Raw genomic sequence first — 20,177 nt, 5'->3', positions numbered from 1 at the left:
ACCGCCATGAGGCTGACGAAGCCCCTTGCGGCCGCTGCGGCGGCAGCCGTCCTGCTTGCGGGAGCGGGAACGGCCTTGGCGCTGCACGGGTACATTCCCCGCCAGATGGGCATGGAGCCGCTGCTCGCGGTTTCGCCGCCGGAGGGTACGGCTGCAGGCAACGCAGCCGCGCTGAAGGACATTATTTTCCGCATCCAGAAAAAAGTCGTCACCATCCAGAGCGAAAGCGGCCTCGGATCCGGCTTTCTGTACAACGCCAAGGGAGATATAATCACCAACGCCCACGTCGTAGCGGGATCGAGAACGGTGAGAGTGACGACTTCCGATGCCCGCGAGCTGACGGGGGAGGTGATCGGCATCGGCACGGATACCGATATTGCCGTCGTGCGCGTGCCCGATCTGGAGGGAACGGAGCCGCTGCGCCTGGAGCGCAGCGGGCGGGTGGAGGTCGGGGATGCCATCATGGCCGTCGGCAGCCCGCTCGGATTGCAGAATACCGTAACTCCGGGCATCATCAGCGGGCTGGGACGCACGTTCTCGATGAAGCCGTACACGTACCGGAACATGTACCAGATTTCGGCCGCGATCGCTCCCGGCAACAGCGGCGGGCCGCTCATCGACCAGCGGACGGGAATGGTGCTCGGCATCAACTCGGCGGAAATGCAGGACGGAGAAATCGGGTTCAGCATTCCGATCTCCGATATTCTGTCCGCGGCCGAGGGATGGTCGCAGACACCGATGAAGGAGCTGCCCGGCGTTCCGGGGAGCGCGACCAACGCCCTGACCGGCAAGAAATCCATTACGGACTACGCCGGTTATCTTGTGTCCCGCTTCTACGAGAGCCTCAGCAACGGCGATTACGTCTATGCGTATTCGCTGCTGGGAATCAACTGGAAGAAGCAGGATCCTTACGAGGATTTCCGCCGTGGCTACCTGCCGACCAAAAATGTCGTCATCAAAAGCCTCAAGGTCGACAAGGACGGGGAGCGATCCGCCGTGGTCAAGGCCGTCATTACGGCCGAAGAGCATGGCCAGGACGGCAAGACGTCCGTCCGCAGCTTCGAGGTTTCCTACGAGGTCGGATACGAGAACGATCAGCTCAAGCTGATCAGCGGCAAGGGCAAGGAGCTGGGGACCGCAGACGGGGAATAGGCTCGCGGAGCTTCTCGGCTATGGCCCAAGCGGCTGGAACTCTTAGCGGGGCAGTCCATAACGGGCTCTCTGCTTAGCTGGCTGAACGTTTGAGCGGACAAGGCTGGGAAAACGTGCAGGATCAGAGTATAGGCGCGGAGAGGTCGAACGGTAAGGCTGGGAAACCGCTTGGAGCAGGGTGTATGGCGCAGAGCGGTCGAACGGGCGGGGACTGGACAAGTCCAAGGCAGTTGCAGAGCTGGACGCGGTGTCCTGCGCTGCGGCTGCCTTTTTTTCAAGGCTTGCCGTTCACGAGGAAGCGCCGCCCTCATCGCTTCCCCCTTAGAAGCAGAGGCAATCCTTGACAAGCCAATTTGCGGAGTGGTATATAAAGTTTTAGCACTCTTCATTTCCGAGTGCTAATCTACCCGATCCAAGAGGAGAGATTTCAAAGTGGAAAAAAAGCAGTTCCAAGCTGAATCCAAACGTCTTTTGGAAATGATGATCAACTCCATCTATACCCAAAAGGAAATTTTTCTTCGCGAGCTGATTTCCAACAGCAGTGACGCCATCGATAAAATCTACTATAAAGCGCTGACGGACGAGAAGCTGACGTTCAATCCGGACAGCTACTTCATCCAGGTCATTCCCGACCAGGCTGCGCGCACCCTGACGATTAGGGACACCGGCATCGGCATGAACCGCGAGGAGCTGGAGAGCCATCTCGGCATTATCGCGAAGAGCGGCTCCCTTGCCTTCAAGCAGGAAAATGAAGCCAAGGACGGCCGCGACATCATCGGCCAGTTCGGCGTCGGCTTCTACTCCGCCTTCATGGTCGCCGACCGCGTGACGGTCGTCACGAAGCCGCTGGATGGACAAGAGGCGTGGAAATGGGTCTCTGAAGGTGCGGACGGGTACACGATCGAGAAAGCTCACAAGGATTCGGTCGGCACCGAGATCATTTTGGAGATCAAGCCGAATACCGAGGATGACAACTACGACGAGTATTTGAACGATTACCGGCTCAAGGCGCTGATCAAGAAATACTCCGATTTCATCCGCTATCCGATCCGGATGGAGGTTTCCTCCAGCCGTCTCAAGGAAGGCAGCGAGGATGAGTTCGAGACGTACACCGAAGAGCAGCAGGTCAACAGCATGGTGCCGATCTGGCGCAAGAACAAAAGCGAGCTGACGGCCGAGGATTACGAGGCGTTCTACCACGAGAAGCATTACGGCTTCGACAAGCCGCTCAAGCATGTGCATGTGAGCGCCGACGGCGCGGTCGTCTATCAGGCGATCCTGTACATTCCGGAGACGATCCCGTTCGATTATTACACCAAGGAGTTCGAGAAGGGGCTGGAGCTGTATTCCAGCGGCGTGCTGATCATGAACAAATGCGCCGACCTGCTTCCCGACTACTTCAGCTTCGTCAAGGGCATGGTGGACTCCGAGAGCCTCTCGCTCAACATCTCCCGCGAGATGCTGCAGCATGACCGCCAGCTGAAGCTGATCGCCAAAAACATTGAATCCAAAATCAAGAGCGCTCTGCAGAGCATGCTGAAGGACGAGCGCGAGAAATATGAGCAGTTCTTCAAGTCGTTCGGCCGCCAGCTGAAATTCGGCGTCTACAGCGACTATGGCATGCACAAGGACGCGCTGCAGGATCTGCTGCTGTTCACGTCCTCCAAGGACAAGGCGCTGGTCACCTTGGCTGAATACGTTGCCCGCATGCCCGAGGATCAGAAGTATATCTACTACGCTTCCGGAGAATCGGCCGAGCGCATCGAGAAGCTCCCGCAGACCGAGCTCGTGCTCGACAAGGGCTTCGAGATTCTGTACTTCACCGACGATATCGACGAGTTCGCCGTGAAGATGCTTGCCCGCTACAAGGAGAAGGAATTCCGCTCCGTCTCCAGCGGCGATCTGGGCATCGAGGAGGACGAGAAGACAGCCGAGGACGAAAAGGCCGATGAGGAGAACAAGGCGCTCTTCGAGGAGATGAAGGCGCTGCTCGGCGACAAGGTCAGCGGCGTGCGGGCTTCCAGGCGCCTGCGCAAGCATCCGGTCTGCTTCGCCACGGATGGCGAAGTGACGATCGAGATGGAGAAGATTCTGAAGGCGATGCCGAACAGCGGCGACGTCAAAGCCCAGAAGGTGCTGGAGCTGAATGTCGGCCACGATGTCTTCCGCGCGCTGAAGGAAGCTTATGAGAACGACAAGAGCAAGCTGGGCTTGTTCACTTCGCTGCTCTACAATCAGGCGCTGCTGATCGAGGGCTTGCCGATCGAGGATCCGGTGGAGTTCACGAACCAGATTTGCCAAGTCATGGCGTAAATCCATAAGAGGGCAGCCCCCAAAGTCAAAGACTGGGGGGCTGCCCTCTTTTTTTGATTTGCGATGCGGCTCAACGACCTCGGCGGGCAGCAGAACGGCAGCAGGAAGGATCCGTGAAGCGTGCTCGCGTTTATCCCTCTATGGCATGCTAGCCGCTCCCTGCAAAAAGCCGCTTGCATGAATCAACTGCGTGCTTTGAAAAAGCCGGCCGTTCAGGTTCCGATGTGGATAAGATCGATGCCGATGACATCTCTCCGGTGGACGGGGAATGTAAGCAGAGTATGCGGTATCTGCCGTCCGTTCAGACGAAGGGTGTACTGGACGTTGTCGCCGATGCGGATATCGTCCGAAATGTCGTTGCGCACGCCGCCGACGGATTGTACGCCGCCTCCGGGGGAAATTCGGACGACACCGGTGTATTCGAGAGCCTGGGCAATGCTCATGCCGTCATAATAAGGAATTTGGTAATCCTCCGTCACATAGGGAAAGGATTCGCCGCCTTCAATGCGGACGGTCACCGGCGCAGGCGTGTTGACCGTTCCTGCAGGACCGGTGCCAGGGGCGCCGGCTCCTGTAAAAGGAACGGGGAAGCCCGGCCCGCCGGGGAAGCCGCCGCCGGGAAAGCCTGGGCCGCCGGGGAAGCCGCCGCCGGGGAAGCCAGGCCCGCCGGGGAAGCCGCCGCCGGGGAAGCCCGGTCCGCCGGGGAAGCCAGGCCCGCCGGGGAAGCCGCCGCCGGGAAACCCGCCGCCGGGGAAGCCCGGTCCGCCGGGGAAACCGCCGCCGGGGAAGCCCGGTCCGCCGGGAAACCCGCCGCCGGGGAAGCCCGGTCCGCCGGGGAAGCCGCCGCCGATCGGCGGAAAGATCCCGCGATCCGGCCGTTGGATCGGCGGGAAAATCCCTGGGTCGTAACCGGAGAGAGGCGGGAAGATGCCGGGCGCAGGCGGAGCGGCCGGCACGAATTGGAAGCTGCGCTGGCTTCCGCCGCAGCCGCAGTCTCCTCCGGCTTGGACAGGCTGATAGGCGGGCTGATAAGCGGCCGAATAGGCTGGAGCATGGTAAGGATAGTAAGAGTTCATTCCGGACATGCAGCTCCTTTCGAACATTGCCTTGAATACACTATCCTATGCGGCATATGCCTATCCTCTTTCCGCGAATCTTGGGAAAAAGTCCCGAACGCCTTATGTGCCCGAATTCCAGCTTCCTCCCGTGCCGGAGCATAAGCGATGGGCGAAGCAAAAGGGCTGAGCCGGAAAACAAAAAAAGACCGGGCCCGATAGCCCGGTCTTCCATTAAAAGAACTTATTTTACGGCTGCTTCGTAACGCTTGCCGACTTCATCCCAGTTCACGACGTTCCAGAACGCTTTGATGTAGTCAGGGCGCTTGTTTTGGTAGTTCAGGTAGTAGGCATGCTCCCATACGTCCAGGCCGAGCAGAGGCGTTTCGCCTTCGAAGATCGGGCTGTCCTGGTTTGGAAGGCTGTATACTTTCAGCTTGCCTTCTTTGTCGGCTGCGAGGAAAGCCCAGCCGCTGCCGAAGCGCGTCGTTGCTGCTTTGGCGAAGTCTTCCTTGAATTTCTCGAAGCCGCCCAGCTCGCTGTCGATCGCTTCTGCCAGCTTGCCTGTAGGCGCGCCGCCGGCGTTGGGGCCGATCGTCGTCCAGAACAGGCTGTGGTTCGCATGGCCGCCGCCGTTGTTGCGCACAGCGGTGCGGATGGATTCAGGTACGCTGTTCAGGTCGGAGATAAGATCCTCAAGGGACTTACTTGCCAGTTCGGGAGCGGATTCCAGAGCGGCGTTCAGGTTGGTCACATACGTGTTGTGGTGACGGTCGTGGTGGATCTCCATCGTCTTTGCATCGATGTGCGGCTCCAGAGCGTCGTTGGCATACGGAAGTGCTGGAAGTTCATGTGCCATAATCAATTACCTCCTCAGATAATATGTAGCGATTCCAGTTCATTATCCCTCAATCGGCTTAATAAATCAACATTTTAGTTTCAAAAGTCGGCAGCTAATCCGCTCTATCCGATCCGATAAAGGGGCAATCCCTTCGAGAGCAGATCGCTCAAGCTTCCTTCAAGGGGACGAGGTCTTTCGGGGGACAAAAACCGGCGGCTCCGGAGCTTGTCCGAGCCTGACGGCCTAAGAGCGGCAGCGCATCTTATCCTTTCACGAAAGAGCATATTTATTCCATTAACCGCATGAACTTTTCCCGAATCGGGATGTAAGCGCTTGTAAGACAGCGCTTTCAACAGAATGTAAGCGCAATGTTAAATTTAATTAAGGTTTTTGAGCAAAATGGCTGGATTTCGTTAACTTTTGTCGTATAATCAGAGGTAGCTTTTACAATGACATTGAATGTAAGGGAGACAAGCATTCATGCATCTTCGTTCTTTCCAGCTGGCAGACTACCATGCCGTGACGTCCTTGCTGCAGTCGGTGTTGTCGGAAGAGTGTTACGAGCTGACGATCGAAGCGCTCACGCGCCAGCTTTCATGGGACAGCGATCTTGTGCTCATCGCTTCGGCGGGCGACAAGATGACGGGCATTATCATCGGAACGATCGACAACAACCGAGGCTATTACTACCGTGTGGCCGTTCATCCGGATCACCGCGGCCAAGGGATCGCCAAGAGCCTCATTTCCAGCCTTCGCGGCCGGTTCGAGCAGCGCAAGGTGTCCAAGATCATGGTTACGGCGGACGAGCACAATGAACCCGTACTGCCGCTTTACAGCTCCCTGGGCTTCGAGCCTTCCGATTTCTATCATTCGTTCCAGAAGCTCAGCATCGTAGCTGGCTGAACCGAAGAACCAAGCTTTTGTTTCCCGCAATCCTTCCTTTCCATATGGTCGTCATCCCGAGGCATGTCCTTCGTCAATTGCTTTTGACGTCCGGATGTGCTTTTCTTATTAGTAAGATGTGAATGTCAGGGAGTGCGTAAGTGAACAACTATCGGCGCTGTTACATCAAAAGCTTCAAGCATGACGGCCATCTGCACCGGCAATGGCAGCGGAACTGGCTCGTTCCGCAGGATCTGCTTCTGCCGCAGCATGCCGCGGAGGGGATGCATGTGCTCCTCAACAACCAGACGCCGATCAAGGAAGCGGACGGATCCATGTGGGTCAGCCGCGTTCCCGCGGTCTCTTTTTTTATTCCGGGCAAATGGTTCAACGTCGTCGCGATGATCGAGGACTTCGGCATCCGCTATTACTGCAATCTGGCCTCGCCTCCGTATTTGACGGGAGATGTGCTGACGTATATCGATTACGACCTTGATGTGATCCGGACTGCGGGCGGCGATCTGGCTGTCGTGGATCGGGACGAGTACGAGAGGCATAAGGCGGAGTACCGCTATCCGCCGGTCGTCGACGCCAAAGTAAGCGAAGGGCTGAGGGAAGTTACCCATCGCATCCGCGGAGGCAAGCCGCCTTTCGAGGACGAGGTCGTAAAGGCCTATTATGAAGCCTGGCGGGCGAGCATCGCGAACGGCGCGGAGGGTGAGCCGGAATGAAAGGGACGCCGAGCGGGGAGAAGGATGGGCTGCCGCTGGCGGGAGGCAGCCCGGAAGGCGTCGGCGCGGCCGCTGACGGGCATCCGGCGCGCGCAGGCGCAGCCTCGCAGGCCAAGGATCTGTTTCGGCTGGTCCGCACGGCCGTCCTGGCGCTGGCGGTGGTCGCCTTGCTGCAGCGGTATGTCTTCAACCTTTCGATCGTGGAAGGACAGTCCATGCAGCCGACCTTGTCGGAGGGCGATTGGCTGCTGGTCAACAAGATGGCGATGTCGATGTCTTCTCCGCATCATGGCGACGTCATGATTATCCGGGATCCGCAGCCGCCGGACGGGAGCTCCGAGTATCTCGTCAAGCGCGTCGTCGGCTTGCCCGGCGATCGGGTCGAGATCAAGGACGGCAGCTTGTACCTGAACGGGGAGAAGCTGGAGGAAGCCTATGCCAGCGGAGACCGCACGGAGGGGGTTTTTCCGCCTCTGACCGTCGGCAAGGGCAAGCTGTTCGTCATGGGAGACAACCGCCTGCCGCTGGCCAGCCGGGACAGCCGCGCCTTCGGGCTCGTCGACGAGGAGGATGTCCGGGGCAGGGCGGAGTTCGTTCTTTGGCCGGCCGGCCATATCGACAAGCTGTAGCGGCAGAGCGTTTTTGCCGCAGGATCAAGCAGAAGGAGTTGGCCCTTTATATGAAAGAAGTATCGATCTATACGGATGGAGCCTGCTCCGGCAACCCCGGTCCGGGCGGCTGGGGAGCCGTCTTGTTCTACGGGGACAAGCGCAAGGAGATATCCGGCGCGGAGCCGCATACGACGAACAACCGCATGGAGATCCAGGCGGTCATCGAAGCGCTGTCGCTGCTCAAGGTTCCTTGCAAGGCGACCGTGCACAGCGACTCGGCCTATGTGGTGAACTGCTTCCAGAACAACTGGATCAAGGGCTGGCTGCGCAACGGCTGGAAGAACAGCAAGGGACAGCCGGTCGAGAACAAGGAGCTGTGGCAGCGCCTGTGGGAGCTGATGGGCATCCATGAGGTTTCCTACGTCAAGGTGAAGGGCCATAGCGACAACGAATGGAACAACCGCTGCGACGAGCTTGCCGTCGGCGCGATCAAGGCGATGCGGGCTTCGGGCAAGGGCTGAGAGCCGCCCGGCAATTCGAAGGATGAGGAGGGGAGGAAGATGGAGGAAAGGATCAGGGACGCAGCCTTTTGGACCCGCTTGAAGGCGGATATGAAGGAAGCCGCCTACGGCCTCGGCATCGACGACATCGGAGTCGCTTCGCCGGAGCCGTTCACCGAGCTCAAGGGCCGTTTGATCCGCCATCGGGAGCTCGGGTATGAATCCGGCTTCGAGGCCAAGGACATCGACCGGCGCACCGATCCTTCCCTCCTCTTCGACGAGCCGCTGTCGATCATCGCGATCTCGGTCGGCTACCCAAGCAAACTGCACAATCCGCCCAAGTCGGAGCCGGGAGCGAGAAGGGGAATCCTGTCGCGCTCTTCCTGGGGGGAGGATTATCACACGGTGCTGCGGAGCCGGCTCGCGCGGCTGGAGGCTTGGCTGCGCGAGCGGGTGCCGGAGCTGCGGGCGGAGTCCATGGTCGATACCGGGGAGCTGTCGGACCGGGCGGTTGCGGAGCGCGCGGGCATTGGATGGAGCGGCAAGAACAGCTTCATCATGAACCGCAAGCACGGCACTTGGATCTACCTTGCGGAGATGATCACCAACCTGCCGCTGGAGCCGGATTCCCCGATCGAGGATACTTGCGGCAGCTGCACCAAGTGCATCGACGCTTGCCCGACCGGCGCTCTGGTCGGGCCTGGGCAGCTGAATGCGCAGCGCTGCGTTTCCTTCGTCACCCAGACCAAGGAGATGGTCTCCGACGAGCTCATGCGCAAGATCGGCAACCGGCTGTACGGCTGCGACACTTGCCAGATCGTCTGCCCCGTCAACAAAGGCATCAATGTCACGCGCCATCCGGAGTTCAAGGCAGACCCGGAGCAGGTCAAGCCGCTGCTGGAGCCGCTGCTCGACATCTCCAACCGCGAGTACAAGGAGCGTTACGGCTCCAACTCCTCCTCCTGGCGGGGCAAAAAGCCGATCCAGCGCAATGCGGTCATCGCGCTCGGCAACTTCCGAGAGAAGGGCGCTGTTCCCGCCCTCGTCAAGGTGCTGCGCGACGATCCGCGTCCGGTGCTTCGCGGCACGGCAGCCTGGTCGCTAGGCCGCATCGGCGGCGAGGCGGCGCTGCAGGCGCTGAAGGATGCGCTCGGCACCGAGGAGGATCCGGAGGCGCGGGATGTCATCGGCCGGGCGGCAGCTGCAGCTGCAGCTGAAGCGTTGGAAGCATCGGAGGCATTGGAAGCGCCGGAAGCCGGACAGGAGCCGGCATCTCCGCATTCTTGAACGGCCCGCAGCTCCTGTTCCCGGATTGCGCGCGATACCCGATAATGCTATCATGGACAAGTCTATGAACACCCATGAAGGATAGGTGAGCCAATATGGAATGGTACAACTACGTCATCCCCATCGTTACCCTTATCGTCGGAGGGGTCGGCGGATTTTTCATCGGGGTCTTCTATCTCCGCAAGCAGCTGGAGAAGATGCAGTCCGATCCGGAGATGCTGCAGAAGATGGCCAAGCAGATGGGCTACAATCTGAACGGCAAGCAGATGCAGCGCGCCCAGCAGATGATGAAGAACCAGGGTGGCGCAGGCGCCCCACAAAACCAGAAGTTCATTCCGAACCAGCGCGGCGGCAAGCGCAAGTAAGCCCCTGCTGAAGCCAGAAGGGAAGAAACCCGCCTATGGCAGGCTTGAAGGACTATAGCAATTCCCATGTCTCCCGCAACCGGGAGCAGATCGAATATCATCTCCGCGAAATTCTCAAGCTCGTCGGAGAGAACGTGGAACGCGAAGGGCTGCAGGATACGCCTGCCCGCGTGACGCGGATGTACGAGGAGATCTTCGCCGGCTACGAAGTCAATCCGGCGGAAGTGCTCGGCGTCACGTTCGACGAGAACCACGAGGAGCTCGTCATCGTGAAGGATATCGTGTATTACAGCCAGTGCGAGCATCATATGGCTCCGTTCTTCGGCAAGATCCATATCGGCTATCTGCCGAACGGCCACATCGTAGGCCTCAGCAAGCTGGCCCGGCTCGTCGAAGCCGTCACCCGCAAGCTGCAGGTGCAGGAGCGGATTACGGCCCAGATCGCCGACATCCTCATGGATGCGCTGGCGCCGCAGGGCGTCATGGTCGTCGTGGAGGGCGAGCATCTGTGCATGTGCTCCCGGGGCGTCAAGAAGCCGGGCAGCAAGACGATCACCTCCGGCGTGCGGGGAGAATTCCGGACCAGCAGCGCGCTGCGTTCCGAATTCCTCTCGCTGCTGAAGCAGTAGCAGCACGCAGAACCCGCTTGCTTGGGCAAGCGGGTTCTTTTGCGTTCATCAAGCGGCATTGCAAGACGACCATGGCTCGCGGATCAAGCGCGGCATGACAAGGGAAAACCCCCTACGAAATAATCATGGGATACCATGTCATGCACACATGTCATACACGAATGTCATACACGTATGTCATACACACACATGTAGTACACTCATGTCATAGAGACATGTCGCAACAATACACGCGCGACAGGCTCAGTAAGGCTCCCAGGCGATCGTCCTCGCTTTCTCGAAGCGCTGGTTCACATAGGGCCAGTTGACGACATTCCACCAGTCCTTGACGTAATCGGGACGTTTGTTCTGATGCTTCAAGTAATAGGCATGCTCCCAGACATCCAGCGGCAGCAGGGGAATGGCGTCCCATTGGGAAAGGTTCTGATGCTTCTCCGCCTGCAGGATTTCCAGCCTGCGGCTGCGGGGGCTCCAGACGAGGATCGCCCAGCCGCCGCCCTCAACCTTGCCGGCAGCCTCGCTGAACTGTTTTTTGAACGCGTCGAAGCCGCCGAAATCATGGTCGATGGCATCCCCGATCGTGCCGACAGGCCGGCCTCCGCCTTGAGGCGACATGACGGTCCAGAACAGCGTATGCAAATAATGGCCGGCGCCGTTGAAAGCCAGCTCGCGCTCCCAGTGCTTCACGAGGTCGAAATTCCCGTTTTGCCTGGAAGCCTGAAGCTCTTTTTCCGCCTTGTTGAGATCCGTGACGTAAGCTTGATGATGCTTGTCGTGATGGATTTCCATCGTTTTCGTGTCGATGTACGGCTCCAGGGCATCATAGGCATACGGAAGCGGCGGAAGCGTATGGCCTCCGATGGGAACCTGCTTCAGCTCCTCGGCCGGATAGCCGTAAGTGAACAGCCTGCCCGACCCGCCATCTCTAGAAGCCGAGGCTGACGGTTCCTTCTCCGAGCCGCCGCTGTCGGAGCGGGCGGCTTCGTCGGCGCGGCTGCGGGCTTGGCTGTAGGCCTCGGCCTTCCCGAGGCAGTAGCTGGCTTCCCGCAGCGCATGGTCGACGGCGGAGCGCCCGGCCTGATCTCGAGCCAATGCGGGGCTCGCTTGCAGCATTTGCGCCAGCTGCTCGATAAAGGTTCGGGTCTGGAGCGCGGATGCCTCCAGCAAGCCTGCGGTACGCTGGTCGATCATGGCCAGAGAAGGCTCGGCCTCCTCGCTTCTCTGCCCGTCTCCGCTTAGGCGAGCCTCCTCTCGAAGAAGCTCCTCGGCCTGCTGCCCGGTCAGCCGGAACAGAGGCTCCCACTGCTGCAGCAACCCCCTGTAAGCCGGCTCCAGGCCGGGAGAGACGAGCCGGATCAGCTCCGCGTTGCTTTGTTCCTGCATCTTCCATTCCTTGATATCCTCCAGCAGCTTGAGCTGCCTGGCGCTTCGGTCCGCTTCCGGCATATGTGGCCGCCCCCTCGAGCATGTAGTTTCCATCCTCTTCTAGATGTATTCGGGCTCGGGGACAGCTATGTTCGTGCTTTTAGAGCTCAAAAAAACCGGACCCACGAAGGGTCCGGCCATTAGCTTGGGAGGATGGTAAGGGGATGAGATCAGGCGGTCGCGCCATCGTTCTCGAGCGACTGGTTGACCTGGCTGAGAAACAAGGCGACACGCTGGATATATTCCTTGGGGTGCTCTCGGTACAGCATCTCGTGATAGCCGCCGTTCACGATCCATTCCCGCGACAGCGGATTACTCTGCCGGCTCGCGATCGTTTCGGCCGACTGATAGGAGGCTTTGGCATCCATCGTGCCGTGGATCATATAGATGGGAATATCATAATCGGTGCTCATGACCTTTCCGGCGGGAATCTTGTTGAAATCGACCCCTGTCCAGAGCGGCAGAAGCGCCTCGATCAGAGGCAGCGAAGGAAAGCGGGGCAGATCGATGATCTGCCGGACATTCTCGAACAGCGTGTCGGGACTCGGCACGAACGTGCTGTCGAGAATCATGGCGTCGATGTCTTTCGTTTGCAGCGCGGCTTGGAGCGCGGTTCCGGCTCCCATGCTGAAGCCCCAGACGACCACCTCGCCGGAGCCGTGGCTGCGGGCGTAATTCACGGCGCCGAGCAGCTGCTGCGACTCCTCCCAGCCTCCCGTCGCCGGGGCTCGGTATTGCTTGGAGGCATAGCCGTAATCGAACATAAGCACGTTATAATGAAGCCTGTTGAGCAGGCTCGCCAAATCATACATAGGCACCCAGGTTTCTTCCCGGTTCGCTCCGTAGCCGTGGCTGAGGATGACGGTCCGATCGGAGGCTTCCTTGACGGAATGGCCGGATCCGGCGGGGATATACCAGCCGCTCACGGTCGTACGGCCGCTCTGGCTGGGAAAGGTGATGTCGCTGTAGCTCAGCTGCTTGGCTTCCATGGGATTGGAATAGACCGGAGCCACATAAGGATAAGCGACCATCCAGGCGATGTAGCCGTGGAAAGCGGCAGCCGCGAGCAGGAGCAGCGCAGCCAGGGCAGACACGGAAGCGATCAGCGCGTTGCGGCGCGTATCCCGGCGGGGAGCGACGGATGACCGGTTTCCCTCGAGGTTAAGCGGCGTCGACAGGGCGGTGCTGCTCATATCGTCTTCCCCTCCCTTGCAATGTAAGCGGTATAGATCCGATGTACTACTACTTTATGTGTCTTTGGTCCGGGCTGTCAATTGATGTCGGTGATTTGTTAAGCTCTTGTAATCTGCTTGTAAAACAAAGCCGGCAGCGGCTGAAAGCAGGGGAAGAAGAGGCGGTTTCTTTACGGAATTCGGGAATCCGGTTATACTAGAAGAATCTCGGTTTCATTGTGTGAAACCTTATAGCGCTAAAAAGCATGGACGAACGGAAAACGTTCCTCTATAATGATAATGATTCTCAGTTGATTCGGACCACCGCTTGCAGGACCGGCTAGCTCCGGCATATTCCGGGCAAGTTGACGTACCCGATATTCTGTCCGAGGGTTCGGGTTCAGAGCGAACCGATAAGCAGCATCCCGGCGCAGAGACGGGAATGAAGAGGCACCGCATCCGGTGCCGGAAGGAGATGAAGAGCGTGGAGCCAAGAGGAGCCCGTGCGGATGAAGGCAAGTCGAACGTGCGAGCGGTCGAGCGCGCGCTGGATATATTGCTGTGCTTTACGACCGAAAGCGATCTGCCGATGACGGAGATCGCGGAGCGCGTCGGCCTCCATAAGAGCACCGTCCACCGGATGCTGGCGACGCTGGAGGACAAGGGTTTCCTGGAGCGCGACCGCAGCTCGGAGAGGTACCGGCTCGGCATGAGGATCTGGGAGCTCGCCGCGCACATATCGCGCTCCGGCGATCCCGCCGCGATCTGCCTGCCGGAGATGGAGCGGCTTCGCGACACGATCGGCGAGACGGTAAGCCTGTATGTGCAGGACGGACGGGAGCGGATCCGCATCCAGGCCGTCCAGAGCAACCAGGCGATCCGCAGGGTCGCGCCGGTAGGCCTCAGGCTGCCGCTCTATGTGGGAGCTTCGAGCAAAGTGCTGATCGCCTTTGCAGAGCCGTCCTTGGCCGATCGGCTCATGTCCGACGAGGCGATGCCGCCGGGCCTCGATCCGGCTGCGTTCCGCGAGCAGCTGGAGGAAATCCGCCGCATGGGCTACGCTACGAGCCAGGAAGAGCGGGAGCCCGGCGCCGCGGCTGTGTCGGCTCCGGTGTTCGACCGGTCGGGCCGGCTGGCGGCCGCGTTGTCCGTCTCGGGACCTTCGGCCCGATTCACGCCGGAGATCATCGCCGAGCAATCCGCTCGCATCATCCAGTCGGCTCAGCGCATGGGAGCCATGCTGTCCGGCTGATCGGAATGAACAGGATGGCGCTTATCAACGGGGCCGCTGGTGCGGCAGCCGGGCGCTGGAAGGGGCTTTGCCTGTCCGGAGCCTGTCTCGGCGTCATATCATGCGTCCTGCCGCGAGGGCAAGTCGAGCATGACGGCGGAGACGCATTGAAACGAACCGCTCCAATATCGGAGACCTCAAGGTCTCTTTTTTTTGGCTTTCTAGGACATGGAAGAAGTTTACGGGTTAATAATAGTTGACATCTATCTTAGATGTAACTAATATACTATACCATAGTAACATGATAGGAATAAGGGAGTTGAGCTGCTTGGTTCCAAATAATAACCTGATCCATGCCATACAAACGAACTGGATCAGCTTGCTTGTCTCTATTGTCGTCATCGGCCTGCTCGTAGGGCTGGCGCGGCGCCGCGTATCCTTCGGCTACCGCGTGCTGATCGCGCTCGGAATCGGGCTGGTCGTCGGCATTACGCTGAACGCCCTTGAGCTGGATGCGACCAGCATCGGCACGATCGGGTCCATCTACGTCAACCTGATCAAGATGCTCGTCATTCCGCTTGTCGCCGTGCTAGTCATTTCAAGCATCACCTCGATCTCGAATCTTGGGCAGCTGCGCAAGATCGGGACGAAGACCATCCTGCTGTTCCTGGTCACGACCGGAATCGCAGCTCTCATCGGGCTTGTCGTCGCCCTGGTCGCGAACCCGGGAACGGGCATCGCCCAAAGCGTGCCGGAAGGCTACGAATCGCGTTCCATTCCGACTTTCTCGGAGGTCATCCTGAACCTGGTTCCGTCGAACCCGATCGGGGATATGGCGGACGGCAAAGTCGTGCCGGTTCTGATCTTCTCTATCTTTGTCGCCGTGGCGATCGTGCATCTCAGCTCCCGCAAGCCGGAAGCGGTCGAGCCGGTGCGCCAGGTCATCGAATCGCTGAAGCAGGTCATGAATCAGGTGACCAAGTACATCATCCGCTTGACGCCGTACGGCGTGTACGCGCTGATCGGCTCCATGGCCGCCAAGTACGGCGCCGAGACGCTCAAGCCGCTTATCACGCTCATCATCGCGACTTATATCGCGCTGCTGCTGCACTTCATCCTTACCTTCGGAGCGCTGGTGACCTTCGGCGCGAGGCTGAATCCGTTCAAGTTCCTCCGCAAAATCTATCCGACCATCGCGGTCGCCTTCACGACTCGCAGCAGCTACGCGACGCTGCCGGTCAACCTCGAGGTCATCACCAAGAGACTGCGCGTATCGCCTCGCATCGCCAGCTTCGTCGCTCCGCTCGGCGCGACGATGAACATGAACGGCTGCGGCGGCGTATGGCCTGCCGTCGTGGCGGTATTCGTCGCCCAGGTGTACAGCGTGCCGCTGGGCTGGTCGGATTACGTGCTCATCGTGCTGGTCAGCATGATCTCGTCGATCGGCGTCGCCGGGGTGCCGGGTCCGGCATCCATCTCGACGACCGTCGTGCTCACCGCGCTTGGCCTGCCTCTTGAAGGACTGGGTCTGGTGCTTGCGATCGATGCCGTCGTCGACATGGGCCGCACGGCTCTGAACGCCTCCGGCACGACCGTGTCGACGCTGCTGGTCGCCGTATCGGAAGGGGAATTCGATCGAGAATCCTACGAGCGGGATGAGGAAGACGAGCTCGAATTGAGCCACGCTTGATGGTGGAATAGAAAGACTGCCAGCCGTTATTGCGGCTGGCAGTCTTTTTTATACGCAATGGGAACTATTCATGCTGTTCCCGACCCGAGGATGACTGCTGAAGGCCGGCTAAGAACGGTCGGCAGATCATTCTGCAAAGATAAAAGAATCCAAAAGACGATATACATCAGGCTCATCTTTTATCGTATAGGAATGGATTTTATTGGGATCGGGGTTTAATTCGATTACATCCATATTTTTGTTGTCCTTGAAATTCATGCCCACTGCAATATCATTCCTGTCCAATATGGCGATTTCGTAAGTGAATTTAACATCTGGATTTATTTTTCCGTTTTTAGCCGATACGGTTTTAATTTCACTTAATTTGTTCAGCACATTGCTGATGCTTTCTTTGTCGGTGAGGTTGATTTCTATTTTCCCTCTCGTCTCTTTAGACGTTTTACTCACACGGACGGAAACGAGGTTGTTCTTATCCAATTTAGTTATAATTTCATTTAAGCTGCTCTTATCTTTAGCCAAGTAGGCATACAAGAAAAATCCTGCAATCGCAAGAATTATTATTCCCATATTCCACAGATATGATTTTTTCATTGTCTGCTAAATCGCTCCATTTCAAGTCAAACTCGTAAGGAAAGGCGGAACAGGCTGTGCACCAATGCATAAGGGAATAATATCCAGATTAGACTAGTTTAGCATAGTGTTCCACGATGGGATACAAATCGAGAAGGAACTACGAATAACAGGATGGTCGACGGGCGTCCCGGACAGCTGCTTGGCTCTTCCCGGCGGAAGGACCAGCGCTGTCAAAATAATGCCCCAAGTGTCCGCTCCAGGCCCTAAAAAGCCAAGAGGCATCCCCCGGCCGCAAAGCGGACAGGGGATGCCTCTTGAAGGAATGAAGGACAGAGCGCCATCCGGCTACAGAGACAGCCGGATATGGATGTCGGATGTTTCGATCAGGGAGTTGCGTCTCCAGAAAGCGGTGGCCGGGAACAGCGTGCCTTCCTGGGAGGACGGCTCCAGCGTCTTGCGCAGCAGCCGGTCCCTGTGGTCGCTGATCCATTCCGCGTCGTAATAGAGCACGGACATCGCCTCGTCGGAGCGGACCCCGACGAACGGCTGGAACCAACGGCTCCACGCGTCCCAGCTTCTCGGCGCCTTGGCGTAAGGAATGAGCACGGAAGCCTGACGGATGGAGGAGCCGAAGCACAGATGCAGCACGACGCGGTAATCTCCGCGCTCGGGATCGACGAGCGGTCCCGTGCGGGTGATGAACAGGTCGATGCAGCGGATGCGGCGGCCCGGTGCGGACAGCTCTTCTTCGAGCGCCTCGGGCCGGAAGGGCGGCCTTGCGGCTGTCTCGGCAGCCGGGGCCGGCTGGGAATAAGCTTCCGCGACCGCCATGTCCAGCGCGATCGGCGCGTCCAAGCCGGGAAACGGCGGCGGAGCCAAGAAGGCCTCGACCGCAGACGCAGAACAGACGGAAGGCGCAATGAAGCCCTCCTGCGCGGAACAGGCCGCGCGGTTGTCTTTCAGTGACATCCTGACATCTCTCCTTTGTGCGCTTACGGGGTTAGCTGACGGATTCGGGCCAGAGAGTAGCCCTACCAAAAGGAAAGAAACGCGGCTTCGGCAGCCCGGCCTGTTCCTTTCGGATTCACCCCGGCAAGCGTCGACAGACGCCCGCGTATTGGTTCCCCCGCTTCCACGATACGTGGAATTCAGCAAATATGGTGATAGAGTGGTACATCATATCATAAGCCAGCCGGGCTTGTTTTGTAAAATACGATATTGACTGAAAATTCGATATATATCTGCCGCATTCTCGTTATAGCCACGGATAACGGCGTTTAAGCGCTCTATCCGGCTATGGGTCCGCATATTTTAATGGAGAGCAGTCATAAGATCATCTTGATGATGGGCGAATACCGACCAGAAGGGATGGGGAAAGGAATGCCGCGTACCGGTACCCGGGGAGTCAAACGATCGGAGGCTCAGCGCTCGCAGCCGTCTTCCGGCAAGCAGGCTGCGCTCGAAGGCTGGAGAGGAGCCGTGCAGGAATACGTGCACGGGTACAACGAAGCCGAAGTGGAGCGGAGGCATGAGGTGCTCGGCGCCCTGCTGGAAGACAGGGATCACCGCCGGCGCCTGGAGGAACGTCTGCGCCGGCTGCGCCTCAGGGACGAGGAGCGCGGCATTCTGTCGCCGCAGAGCGAGACGAGAGCGACGCTGCTGAGGATCAACGAGTCCGCGACCGAAGTGTCGGTCGTCTTGAAGCTGCATGTGAAGCGTCATGTCGAGCATCGCGGCCGCTCCTACACCGAGGAGCGCCTCGAGCAGGAGCGCCTGTGGCTCGCCGAGGAAGGCGGAGCATGGCGCCTGACCCGGGTGGAGCCGATCGTCGGCGAGCGCAGGCCCAGATACGGCCATGCCGCGGCGGACAGCGCGCTGGCCGAGCATCGCTCCTACGGCGACGGCGGCGGCAGCGGAATCCAGCGTCCGGGCGCGGGGCGCCCTTTCCTTAATTACGGCGTCCTGTCCCGCCTGAATACGCGCGACCGCGCCGTCGAGTACAGGCGCGAGCTGGTCGCCGCCTACGCCGACCGATGGTGGAACGAAGCGAATCCGGCCTACGAGCTGTTCGAGGTCAACTGCACCAATTACGTGTCGCAATGTGTCTTTGCAGGCGAAGCACCGATGAACTATACTGGTAAAAGAGAATCGGGATGGTGGTACAAAGGCCGTACAGGCGGCCAGGAATCCTGGAGCTACAGCTGGGCGGTGTCGAACGCGCTGCAGCTGTATCTGTCGTTTCCGCGCAGCACGGGCATGCGGGCGACGACGGTGGAGAGCGCATCCGAGCTTTCCCTCGGGGACGTCATCACCTACGATTGGAGCGGGGACGGGCGGTTCCAGCATACGACCGTCGTGACGGCATTCGATGCCGACGGCATGCCGCTGGTCAACGCCAACACCGTGCCGAGCCGGCACCGCTATTGGGACTACAAGGATTCCTACGCCTGGACGGACCGGACGCGCTATCGGTTTTATCATCTGCAGGACTATTTCTGATGCGGGAGCCGCATCGGTCCTTGCAGGTTATGGCATTCTAATTCAAGAAGGTTACCGGAGGAGCTAACATGGGAGACAAAATTCGCGTCGGACTCATCTACGGAGGCAAGTCGGGCGAGCATCAGGTATCGCTGCAGACGGCGCTGGCCGTTATGGGCGCCTTCGATTTCGATAAATACGAGGTACAGCCCTTCTATATTACGGGTCAAGGCGAATGGCGCTCCGGAGGAGTGCTGCTGGAAGCTCCGCACAGCGTCGAGCAGCTGAAGCTGTCCCCGGCAGAGGACGGCGGCATGGCGCTGGCGCCCGTATTCGGCGGACTGGCGACGGCTGAGGCCGGAGAGGGCGCCCTCCAGGCGGCGGCCGCTTCGGCCGGAGCTCCGGGAGGGACGATCGACGTCATGTTCCCGCTGCTGCACGGAACGTTCGGCGAGGACGGCACGGTCCAGGGATTGATGGAAATGGCCAATATTCCTTACGTCGGAGCGGGGGTCCTTGCTTCGGCAGTAGGCATGGACAAGATTTTCATGAAAAAGGTGTTCGCCCACGAGGGGCTCGAGCAATGCGTCTACCGCTACTTCAACCGGACCCAGTGGGAGAAGGACCGCGCGTTCTTCGTCATGGAGACGGAGGTCGCTCTCGGCTATCCCTGCTTCGTCAAGCCTGCCAATCTCGGCAGCAGCGTCGGCATCTCCAAAGCCCGCAACCGGGAAGAGCTCATCGCAGCCATCGAGCTCGCGCTGCGCTACGACCGCAAGGTCGTCATCGAGGAGTTCATCGACGGGCGCGAGATCGAAGTCGGCGTGCTCGGCAATGACGACCCGCGCGCATCGGTCGTCGGCGAGATCGTCAGCGGAACGGACTTCTACGATTACAACGCCAAGTACGTGGACGGCACCTCCGTCATGCACATTCCCGCCGATCTTCCGGCAGAGACGGCCGAAGCGGTGCGCGAGATGGCGATCCGGGCTTATCTGGCCATCGACGGCTCCGGCCTCTCCCGCGTCGATTTCTTCCTTCGAAGGAGCGACGGCAAGATTCTGATCAACGAAGTGAACACGATGCCGGGCTTTACGCCTTACAGCATGTACCCGCTGCTCTGGAAGGAATCGGGCGTTTCTTACAAGGAGCTGCTCGACAGCCTCATCGGCTTGGCGATTTCCCGCCATGCGGAGAAGCAGAAGCTGGAGTACGGCGGCTGACCGGTTTTCCATACGTTTC

Annotated in this window: 19 protein-coding genes and 1 riboswitch; of the genes, 13 read left to right on the top strand and 6 right to left on the bottom strand. The window is 59.2% G+C overall.

What is annotated here, in order from left to right; genetic code table 11:
- Positions 1-6: 6 nt before the first annotated feature.
- Positions 7-1,152 (top strand): S1C family serine protease, encoded by a 1,146-nt coding sequence (locus VE23_RS13790; protein WP_049868296.1) that lies wholly within the window; start codon positions 7-9, stop codon positions 1,150-1,152.
- Between the two features lie 432 nt (positions 1,153-1,584).
- The gene (gene htpG / locus VE23_RS13785) at positions 1,585-3,465 is read left to right on the top strand and encodes a molecular chaperone HtpG (RefSeq protein ID WP_049868295.1); all 1,881 of its coding nucleotides are present in this window, start codon (positions 1,585-1,587) and stop codon (positions 3,463-3,465) included.
- 212 nt (positions 3,466-3,677) lie between these two features.
- Here htpG and VE23_RS27040 read toward each other — a convergent pair whose 3' ends face one another.
- Both VE23_RS27040 and VE23_RS13775 read right to left on the bottom strand, forming a co-directional pair.
- The gene (locus VE23_RS27040) at positions 3,678-4,541 is read right to left on the bottom strand and encodes a hypothetical protein (RefSeq protein ID WP_198156170.1); all 864 of its coding nucleotides are present in this window, start codon (positions 4,539-4,541) and stop codon (positions 3,678-3,680) included.
- A 223-nt stretch (positions 4,542-4,764) separates the two neighbouring features.
- Positions 4,765-5,379, bottom strand: a complete 615-nt coding sequence (locus VE23_RS13775) for a superoxide dismutase (protein WP_049868294.1) — start codon at positions 5,377-5,379, stop codon at positions 4,765-4,767.
- Positions 5,380-5,841: 462 nt separating this feature from the next.
- Here VE23_RS13775 and VE23_RS13770 point away from each other — a divergent pair, with 462 nt between their 5' ends.
- The 7 genes from VE23_RS13770 to folE all read left to right on the top strand — a co-directional run bounded on the left by VE23_RS13770 (position 5,842) and on the right by folE (position 10,366).
- Positions 5,842-6,264 (top strand): GNAT family N-acetyltransferase, encoded by a 423-nt coding sequence (locus tag VE23_RS13770; protein WP_021882252.1) that lies wholly within the window; start codon positions 5,842-5,844, stop codon positions 6,262-6,264.
- A gap of 140 nt (positions 6,265-6,404) precedes the next feature.
- Positions 6,405-6,974, top strand: a complete 570-nt coding sequence (locus VE23_RS13765; protein WP_021882253.1) for a DUF402 domain-containing protein — start codon at positions 6,405-6,407, stop codon at positions 6,972-6,974.
- The gene (gene lepB, locus VE23_RS13760) at positions 6,971-7,603 is read left to right on the top strand and encodes a signal peptidase I (RefSeq protein WP_049868293.1); all 633 of its coding nucleotides are present in this window, start codon (positions 6,971-6,973) and stop codon (positions 7,601-7,603) included. Before VE23_RS13765 ends, lepB begins: the two co-directional genes overlap by 4 nt.
- Positions 7,604-7,653: 50 nt before the next feature.
- Positions 7,654-8,106, top strand: a complete 453-nt coding sequence (rnhA, locus tag VE23_RS13755; protein WP_049868292.1) for a ribonuclease HI — start codon at positions 7,654-7,656, stop codon at positions 8,104-8,106.
- Between the two features lie 39 nt (positions 8,107-8,145).
- The gene (queG, locus tag VE23_RS13750; RefSeq protein WP_084781474.1) at positions 8,146-9,372 is read left to right on the top strand and encodes a tRNA epoxyqueuosine(34) reductase QueG; all 1,227 of its coding nucleotides are present in this window, start codon (positions 8,146-8,148) and stop codon (positions 9,370-9,372) included.
- A 95-nt stretch (positions 9,373-9,467) separates the two neighbouring features.
- On the top strand, positions 9,468-9,737 hold the full coding sequence (locus VE23_RS13745; protein WP_021881158.1) for a YneF family protein: 270 nt from the start codon (positions 9,468-9,470) through the stop codon (positions 9,735-9,737).
- A 35-nt stretch (positions 9,738-9,772) separates the two neighbouring features.
- Positions 9,773-10,366: a GTP cyclohydrolase I FolE gene (gene folE, locus VE23_RS13740; protein ID WP_021881157.1), complete on the top strand. Its 594-nt coding sequence runs from the start codon at positions 9,773-9,775 to the stop codon at positions 10,364-10,366.
- Between the two features lie 243 nt (positions 10,367-10,609).
- Here the strand turns inward: folE and VE23_RS13735 are convergent, their stop codons facing one another.
- Positions 10,610-11,812, bottom strand: a complete 1,203-nt coding sequence (locus VE23_RS13735; protein ID WP_049868291.1) for a Fe-Mn family superoxide dismutase — start codon at positions 11,810-11,812, stop codon at positions 10,610-10,612.
- A gap of 149 nt (positions 11,813-11,961) precedes the next feature.
- A complete protein-coding gene (locus VE23_RS13730; protein ID WP_049868290.1) occupies positions 11,962-12,984 on the bottom strand; it encodes an alpha/beta hydrolase in 1,023 nt (340 codons plus the stop codon).
- Between the two features lie 463 nt (positions 12,985-13,447).
- On the opposite strand from VE23_RS13730, the gene VE23_RS13725 reads away from it, so the two are divergent.
- Both VE23_RS13725 and VE23_RS13720 read left to right on the top strand, forming a co-directional pair.
- Positions 13,448-14,215 carry an IclR family transcriptional regulator gene (locus VE23_RS13725; RefSeq protein ID WP_232316933.1) on the top strand — a complete coding sequence of 256 codons (768 nt, stop codon included), beginning with the start codon at positions 13,448-13,450 and terminating at the stop codon, positions 14,213-14,215.
- Between the two features lie 307 nt (positions 14,216-14,522).
- On the top strand, positions 14,523-15,884 hold the full coding sequence (locus VE23_RS13720; protein ID WP_232313024.1) for a dicarboxylate/amino acid:cation symporter: 1,362 nt from the start codon (positions 14,523-14,525) through the stop codon (positions 15,882-15,884).
- A gap of 126 nt (positions 15,885-16,010) precedes the next feature.
- Here VE23_RS13720 and VE23_RS13715 read toward each other — a convergent pair whose 3' ends face one another.
- On the bottom strand, positions 16,011-16,475 hold the full coding sequence (locus tag VE23_RS13715; protein WP_049868288.1) for a hypothetical protein: 465 nt from the start codon (positions 16,473-16,475) through the stop codon (positions 16,011-16,013).
- 327 nt (positions 16,476-16,802) lie between these two features.
- A complete protein-coding gene (locus VE23_RS13710) occupies positions 16,803-17,426 on the bottom strand; it encodes a hypothetical protein (protein WP_049868287.1) in 624 nt (207 codons plus the stop codon).
- A gap of 5 nt (positions 17,427-17,431) precedes the next feature.
- Positions 17,432-17,621: riboswitch (cyclic di-AMP (ydaO/yuaA leader) on the bottom strand.
- Positions 17,622-17,837: 216 nt separating this feature from the next.
- Between VE23_RS13710 and VE23_RS13705 the strand changes: the two genes are divergently transcribed.
- A complete protein-coding gene (locus tag VE23_RS13705) occupies positions 17,838-18,956 on the top strand; it encodes an amidase domain-containing protein (RefSeq protein WP_084781472.1) in 1,119 nt (372 codons plus the stop codon).
- Positions 18,957-19,024: 68 nt separating this feature from the next.
- Positions 19,025-20,158, top strand: a complete 1,134-nt coding sequence (locus VE23_RS13700; protein WP_049868286.1) for a D-alanine--D-alanine ligase — start codon at positions 19,025-19,027, stop codon at positions 20,156-20,158.
- Positions 20,159-20,177 lie beyond the last annotated feature (19 nt).

The organism is Paenibacillus sp. D9, assembly GCF_001188365.1.
Classification (GTDB): Bacteria; Bacillota; Bacilli; order Paenibacillales; family Paenibacillaceae; genus Paenibacillus_O; species Paenibacillus_O humicus.
Note: the sequence above shows the minus strand (reverse complement) of the source record. Positions and strands in the feature narration are given on the sequence as shown.